Below are 8,018 nucleotides of genomic sequence, written 5' to 3'. Positions count from 1 at the left end.
GGCATTAGGGCCGCAAGCGAACAGGGCACAGTCGACTCGATGACAGTTACACCGTTCGTAAACACGACTCCTTTCGCTAACATTCCGGTCAGTCCCCGAGTATGATGGAGCGCCTGAAACTTGCCGTCCATTCACACCCCAAATTTGCGTGCGATTGCGCGTGGATGGTCTATGGGCTGATCTTCTTTGAGAGCCAGCGCTTCGTCGAGCAGCATTCAATGGGATACCGTAAGCCAAGGAAGCAGCCAGAGGCGTTGGGAGCGTAGGCGGGCATGGCACAACAGTGGGCGAGACGGGGCCGGAAGAACCAGGGAAACGGCAGAGCGCTAACCAAGCGCGCAAACCTGAAATGGATCCGGTCCGCGAACTCCCATACTGGCCCGCAGCTATGGCGCTGCTCATCGAGGCCGGACAGATGACAGCATCCAACTACGTGCCAGTATATCCAAATTTACCGCTTGCATCCAAAGGGACGTCCACAGAGGCCGTTCGATATAAAGGTATCAGCCTTTATCTCCCATTCACGCGTTCTATGGAAACGGGCGTGCGACCATCTATGCTCGGCGCGGCGATCTGTTTATCCTGAAACGTTTTGAGTACGCGCATGTTGACGTCGGTCTCGAATGATTTTTCGTGCCGCGTATCGAGGACATAGGCTTTGAGCCGCAACCGGACGCCGCTCATATAGTCGGACACCCATTGCGTGACGAGAACCACGACCGGCTTTGCGAGGAAAACATAACGGCTGGAGAGCGCGGCTTCATTGATGATGTTGCGCGCAAGGTCAATATCCTGGCCGGAGGCGATATAGAAATCCATCACCACCTGCATGTCGAGAGCGCCGTAATTGCCCGAGGAGGTGATATCGCTCAGAAACTTGCTGTTGGGAATGGTGATGGTATTGTCGTCGAGCGTCTGCATCCGCACAGAGCGCAGGCCGATTGCTGTGATGTCGCCGTACTCGCCTCCGAAGGTGACGCGGTCGCCCACCTGAAACGGCCGGTCGAGCATTACAATAAGACCAGCAATAAACGACGCCACAAGGTCCTTGATCGCAAAACCGACCGCGACGGCGACGGTGCCGCCGATCAGCGCGAGAGCCGTATCGTCAAGACGGAAGGAGAGCAGCAGCACGACTGCGGTCGTCACGATATAGATGAAGAACTGGGTCAATATGCTGAGCTTTTGCAGCGTCAGCCGTCGTGAACTGAACTCGTTGCTGAACGCGTTGACGAACCGGCCGAGCAACCGGAGCAAGGTCCAGGCGCCGGCGATCACCAGCAAAGAAGTGACAACACCGCTCCAGCGGATGACGCCGCCGAGTTTGTTCAGCGTATCGGTATCGACGTTGGCCTGAGCCAGGGCAGGCGCCGCCGCTGTAAGGCCGAGTCCAGCAATCAATGCTGCAATGATGAGGCGGAGCGTGCTGGTCATTGTCAGAACCTCACAATCAAATTCTGGCGCTGCAATGCCCGGACCACTTCGGCCCACCAGAACATGGCGATGCGATAGCCGCTGTCATGCACCGCGATCACCCCGAGGCGCTCAAGGCTACGGATGGCGTCGGTCACAATGATCGGAGACAGGTCGGTACTGCGCTCGATCGCCGGCTGCATCGCGCTGTCCATCTGAAGGATCGCCCGCAGCATGAACATTGCCGAGGCGGGCAGGGAGGGGAGTTTCTGCACATCGGGCGTAGCAAAGGTGCGGACGACCATTTTCTGCGTCAGCGTATCGATGAAGAGCGATCTGCGCCAGAATTCAAGCGCGATGGCCGGGTTGCCGTTCGCATAATCGCTTAGCCGATCGAAATAGGCCGCTTGTTTGCGCTGCTCAGGCGTCAGGTCACCATCAAACTGATAAGCGCCCATCTCGGTCATATCCCCGAAATCGGGGACCAGGCCGGTTTGTTCCGTGCGGCGCTCGATCAGAGCCCGCAACTCGTCGAGTGACCATCGGGCAAGCTGCTCGACCGTGTCGAATAAGACCCGGTCGAAACGGGCGCGCGAGACATAATTCCAGGCGGGCGCTCCGATCGCCATGACCCAGAAGCAGCCGTCCCCACAGCGGCGTGCGAAAGCAATAAGGCGGTCGAGTTCATCGAGACCTCCGATGGCCGGAATCACCAAGCGTTGCAGATCGTCGATTGTGATAGCGATCGGTTTCAACTTGTCACGTTGGATGAGGATATCGACAAGATCATCTTCACCAGCTTGCTTTTTCCTTGGGCAAAGCTGCGCCGCTAGGTCTGCTATAATCCCCTCAAAGCCACGGCTTTCGACCTTGAGGCCGATCGTCGTTCCGCCATTGGCCTCGCGCAGATCGGCAAGCCCCTGAAGAACCGCGCTTTTGCCTAGTCCTCGCTCGCCGACAAGGGCGACAATGGTTCCTCCGGCCAGCGTGTCGAACGCGAATCGCGATACCGGAATAGACACGCGCACGGCGTCGAGAGGCGCGCGATGTGGGTCGAGTACCTCCAGAACGTCTGGCGAAGGACGCTTATATCGCCCGCTGGCCTTGTCTTCCGCCACCCGCTTTGCGGCTAGAGCGCGTTCGCGATGCTCGAACAGTTCCCGCACCAGCGCGAAGTCGCGGATGCGCCGGGCGATGACCAGTCTTGCCCCTTTGATCAGCAGGGTAGCTCCCGCTATCGCCCGGCCGATAAGTCCGGGCAGGCCGCCGGGGTCTCGCGCGATCCAGCCTAGAAGCGAACTGCGTCCGTCTGAAGCCCCGGCCAATGCAACGATCCTCTCCCGCCACCAGTGGGAGAGAAGCAGGATGACCGGGATGGACAGCAGCCAGCAGAAATCGAGCACCCAGTTGTATATGGCGCCCTTGCCGACGCTCTCGCCGGTAAGAGCGAGGGCAAGCAGCACGATGAAGGAAACGCCAATCACGAGGCTGAGCGATTTGAGGCGCAGATCCGCACGTGGATCGACTTCGCGGCGGCCGCGCACCAGCTCATTGGTGAGGCGCGCCGCGAGCCATGCCGCGACGGAATAGGTGGCGATGATCCAGATGAACGGCAAGCCGACAGGGTGAAACGCCTCGGGCTTCAGCCATCGCAGCAGCAGGATATAGATCACCCAGTCGAGCGGCGCACCGACACGCCGCATATAACCGAACAGCGTTACCTGCACTTCGTTCGCCACCGTGCGGGGGCGACGTCTGCGCAGCGCCTGCTCGCTTGCCAGCAGCAAGGCACCCCCATGGTGCCGCCACCAGCGGAACAGGAGTGTGACAGCCACAATGGCGACAAACGAGAAGGCAAAGGAGGGTGTCGGGCGGCTGAAAGGAGCTATGGCAGCATCAAGGCTTTGTCGCCAGTTGGCGAGCTGATAGCGAAGGTCGAGCGAAATCTGCGAAATCTCGCGGCTGACCTGGGCGATGCCTTCCTTTCCGAAACCGAGCACTGCCGAGCGCTTTCTTGGACTGAGATTCGCTATCAGTTCGAGCCGAGCCTCGTTGACCAGTGCCATTGCTTCACGCAATGCCATCTGTTCGCGCGACCTTGTGGTTACTTGTCTGGCTTCTAGATCGGATGCGCTGGCGGCCAGTTCGCGATGGAGCTTGAGCAGTTCGGGAGCAGCCACGAGACCGTTGCCGATCGCATTGTCCAGCGGCCGGGGATATATCGCCGGGTCTGTTCCTCTCCCGGACGGCCTCAAAGCTTGATCCAATTGGCGACGGATGCCCTGCAAATGTGCGACAAGGCGCGCATAGAGCGCATCTGCCGCCGAGGCACGGGCGCCGGGCATTGCTTCGATGTCGCGCACCTGCCGCCGCCAGACAAGGGCATCTTCCTGTATTGATTCAGGGCCAAGCTGCGCAAGCGCTGCAGCGAACCGGCCCTGGGCCGCCCTCGTGCCATAGAGGCTTGCCTGCCCGATGGCGATAATGCGGTCGCGTTCGCTTTGCGCATTTTGTGCTTGATGGGTAGCTTCGCGCATCTGATCCTCGGCCAATTGCGCCGCGATCTCTGGTGCAAGACCGATACCGCTCGCCTTCTGCAATTCAGCGAGACGTTCGGCAGTCAGGTAGAGCACTTGCCTTCGAAGTTCGGCCAGTCTGGCACGTAGACCAGCAGGCGTATCCAGATTAACCACCTGCTGCGATGCAGGCTTGGCTCGCAAATCCGGAAGGTCGTCGATCAGATCAATTGCCAACGTCCCGCCCGGCACGAGCTTGCCCGCGAGAAAGTTCTCTAACTGGCTGATCTGGCCACGCAGATCGGCGAGTTCGACCTGTTCTCTGGCCTCCTTATCCTGGTGCTTGCGCCAGGCAGCGGCCTTTTCCGAATGGCGCGCGAGAAGCTGGCGTTGCTTTGCCTGAGGTAAGCGAAGAAATCTGGCCTGTGCAATCGCCAGCTTCGCCTGATCGACCGAGAGGGGTGCAAGCACGACAGGGGCTTTGCTGGCTTGTTCAAACAGCTTTCCTTCCGAAACCATGGCGACGACCGCCTTCACATGAGCGCTGCTACCGCTACCGAGGTCGGTCTTGAATAGGGCGGTGGCATCAACGTTCGGCGCCAGTTTGCCGGCGATCAGGTCATCAATTGCCCCGGCGGACTGGGCCACGTCCGTTTCTTTTGGAGCTCTGGTGGGAGAAGCCGCCTGGGATTTTTGCGCAAGGGCTGAAGTCTGCGCTGAGGCCGTGTTTGAGGCCGCAAGCGCAAGTGCGGTGAAAAACCCGGTCGTTAGGAGTCTGTGCAGCATTCCCATCAGCCTTGCCGCGCCGCGTTGGCGGCAGAGGGAGAAACTAGCTCGATAGTTGTGCTGGCCATCTGCACTTTCCCCTCACTCGCATCGATCCGCTCAAGAAGGGCGCGCATGATCGCATCTTTGGTAGAGCGGCGCGCTTTGTAATCGACGATGTAACGGGCGGTGAACTCGATCCAATTGTCGGTCGCGACAAGGGTCACCATCGGCGCAACCCGCGCCTGCTCGATCATGAACCTGCGGGCGACATGGTTCCAAAGTTCTTCCGACTGCTTTGCGTAATTTCCAACATTGGCGAGAACCGCTTCCTCGATCAAACCTTGCGCCAACTTCCAGTCGGAACCATAGCGAACAGGCAGCTTGAACTCATCCCAGAGAAACGGGAATTCGCCCGAATAGTTGAACACCGGTTCCTTGAACACGAAGCTGTTGGCGACGCGCACCATGCGGCCATTATACTGGTCGCCATCGACCCATCCGCCGATTTCCATCAGCGTGGTGCGCAAAATGCCGATGTCGATAACATCACCCTTGATGCCGCCGAGCTGCACACGATCGCCCGGCTTGTAGAAACTGCCGAACGAAAGCGCGACCCACCCGGCAATGCTGGCAATCACCTCCTGAAGCGCAAAGGCGATTCCTGCGCCCACTGCACCGATGATTACCGAAAATTGGGCAACGCGTGTGCTGAGAAGACTGAGAAGGACGATCAGGAACAGGAAATATCCGGCATATCCGATCGCCTTGCGTACGCGGTAGCGCGCAGACACATCCTCTATCGAACGTATCGCTACACCACGCAAAATGAAGATCCCAAACGCCAATGCCGTAAGAAGCAAAATTGAGGGCGCATACGAGCGCACCACGTCGAGAGCTGCTATCTGGTCCAGCGAAGACATTTTTATTTGTTCCTGTTTTCGCAATCGTTACTCGAACGGCGACGTACAGTCCACGAATTCAGAATATTGGAATAGCGGAGTAGTTACTGCTTCGATTAAGAGGGCATCATAGCCCGTAGCGCAGCATCAATATTGTCGAGAGCGCGACGATCATGATTGCAACTAGCGGTACGCCCGTGCGGATATAATCGTTAAACGTATATTCGCCCTCGCCCATGATGAGCATGTTGGTCTGATAGGCGACAGGCGTGGCATAACAGAGATTGCACCCGAACAACACTGCCAGCACCAGCGGTTCAACCGGGAGGTTAAGCTGCTGCGCCAGACTGAATGCGATCGGCGTGCCAACCGCCGCCGCAGTTGCGTTGGAGGCGAAGTTGGTGAGGATGGTTACGAACAGCATGATCGCCGCAAGCACACCCGCAGCGGGGAGGAACTGCAATCCCAGCGCCAGAAGCTGTCCCATCCATTCTGCAGCGCCGCTTTCGAGCACGATCCGACCGATTGCAATACTGGCGGCAATCAGCACGATGACTTTGGCTGACAGTGCGCGACCAACCCGGTCGAACTTTACGCAGCCGGTGATGAACATCAGCACAGCTCCGCCCAGCGCCGAGATCGCAATAGGCAAAAAGCCCACGCTGGCCAGCGCCACCGATCCGCCCATGATCGCAATCGCTAGCACCGATTTGGCGGTGCGCGGCAATTCCTTTGCGCCCTCCAGCATCAGCAGGCCGTCCGCCTGAGCGAATTCCTGTAGCGTTTTCGCCATTCCCATGACGAGCAGAACATCCCCTTCGCCAAGTGGGGCTTCGGCATTTCTCACGCGCGTTTCATGGAGCAGACGCCGCGACTGGTGGATACCGAGTACGGCAACGTTTTGCAGCCCGGCGGTTTGCAACGTCTTGTCGACCAGACGGGAGTCCGCTGAGATCGCCATTTCGACCACGGTTATATCTTCACCTTGTTGCTGCGCTTCGCGTTGCAGCCGGTCGATCAGCCAGCCTGGTGCCGCCGATCCGCCCAGCAACCGCGCGGCTTCGTTTATGGCGTCCTGCGACCCGGATACGCCGATGCGCATTCCTTGCGCCAACGGCCCGCTGGTGCCGGGGTCAAATGCGAAATCGGCGGGCATTTTCGCCCTCACTTCGTCGATCGAAAGCCCATGGAGCGCGGACTCGCGGATAAGCCGGAACGTTGCTGAATAGGTGCGCGGCTTGTGCCCAGCCTGCGGCGAATTGTCAGGCAACAGGCGTGGCATGATAAGCCATATATAGGGCAGCGCCACGAGCGCCGCGAGCAACACGACCGGGGCAAAGTGAAACACGCTGATCGGCGGCATGCCAAGGTCATTGGCAATCGATACCACCAGCAGGTTGGTTGAGGTGCCGATGGAGGATGCCATGCCGCCTATCAGGATCGCAGCATTTACCGGCATCAGCGTCTTGGACGCCGGCAATCCGCCATTGGAAGCAAGTTGCACCAGTATCGGCAGTAGCAGGACCAGTACCGGCGTGTCGTTGATCAACATGCTCATGCCGAAGGCGAGCAGCAGGGTGATGAGGAACCCCGCCCCCTGATTATATTGCCATAGCCTTGTGAGGGTTCGCGCGGCAGGGTTGAGCGCGCCGGTAACGACTAGTCCGCGACCCATGATCATCAGCGCGCAAATCGTGATCAGCGCATGATGTCCAAACCCGGCGAAAGCCAGTTCCAGCCCATCCTTGGGCTGCTGCCCCGGCAGCGGCAAGAAGTACAGCCCCAGCGCAATCGTGCCGATAGTGAGCAGTGAGATGATTTCAACACGGACGCGGCCGGACGCAAAGCCATAAAACATCGCGCAGGCTAGAAGCAGAGCTGCAGTGGCATGGGCGGAAGGAATCAGGTTCATGACTCTCGATAGCTGGTAACCAGGGTGCCCGACACTGGTTTATGGCTGCCCATATCGCGCGATGGCGCCCGAAATTCTTTATCGTCTATTTTTGTAGGCTCAGGTGAGCTGGTGCCCGCGACGCCTCGCCGTTCGGAAACCCTTGCCCGGATAAATGAAGCACTGGCGGCCTCAATCGATCCGCCTCGTTTCGTAGACGTTCAATTTCCTGCCTATCTCCTTTGCTCCGGCACAGAATCCCAACGACGAGAGAGCGACGTTCAAAGTCTCGTATAGCCGAACCTCATTGATCAAAACGATCCCGGGTCGAGCAGAGAGATGCTACTTGAGGACAATGCGCTCCATCGCCGTCCGGTAAATCTCGACAAATCCGGTGTCGTGGTAGCTCTCCTTGAGAAGAAGTTCGCCGTCGAATTTCAGATCGGGACCGTTGGGTGTTGATTACCGCTGAGAGTTGACCCGGGAGGGATATAAATTTCCGTCGAGAACTGACCCATGTTTGAACCACCT

At 58.7% G+C, this 8,018-nt stretch carries 4 protein-coding genes; all 4 read right to left on the bottom strand.

What is annotated here, in order from left to right; genetic code table 11:
- Positions 1 to 510 precede the first annotated feature (510 nt).
- Entirely contained in the window at positions 511 to 1,434 is a 924-nt protein-coding gene (locus tag L3X40_RS20205) for a mechanosensitive ion channel family protein (RefSeq protein WP_237367190.1), read from the bottom strand.
- Between the two features lie 2 nt (positions 1,435 to 1,436).
- Positions 1,437 to 4,577 (bottom strand): hypothetical protein, encoded by a 3,141-nt coding sequence (locus tag L3X40_RS20200; RefSeq protein ID WP_237367189.1) that lies wholly within the window; start codon positions 4,575 to 4,577, stop codon positions 1,437 to 1,439.
- A 143-nt stretch (positions 4,578 to 4,720) separates the two neighbouring features.
- On the bottom strand, positions 4,721 to 5,617 hold the full coding sequence (locus tag L3X40_RS20195) for a mechanosensitive ion channel family protein (protein ID WP_237367188.1): 897 nt from the start codon (positions 5,615 to 5,617) through the stop codon (positions 4,721 to 4,723).
- A gap of 106 nt (positions 5,618 to 5,723) precedes the next feature.
- Positions 5,724 to 7,508: an SLC13 family permease gene (locus L3X40_RS20190; protein ID WP_237367187.1), complete on the bottom strand. Its 1,785-nt coding sequence runs from the start codon at positions 7,506 to 7,508 to the stop codon at positions 5,724 to 5,726.
- Positions 7,509 to 8,018 lie beyond the last annotated feature (510 nt).

The sequence above is a fragment of the Rhizorhapis sp. SPR117 genome (assembly GCF_021742065.1).
This window is presented reverse-complemented; position numbering and strand designations above follow the sequence as displayed.

Coding starts and splice junctions, on each gene's coding strand:
- L3X40_RS20205 (WP_237367190.1), bottom strand. CDS start 1,434: ATGACCAGCACGCTCCGCCTCATCATTGCAGCATTGATTGCTGGACTC.
- L3X40_RS20190 (WP_237367187.1), bottom strand. CDS start 7,508: ATGAACCTGATTCCTTCCGCCCATGCCACTGCAGCTCTGCTTCTAGCC.
- L3X40_RS20195 (WP_237367188.1), bottom strand. CDS start 5,617: ATGTCTTCGCTGGACCAGATAGCAGCTCTCGACGTGGTGCGCTCGTAT.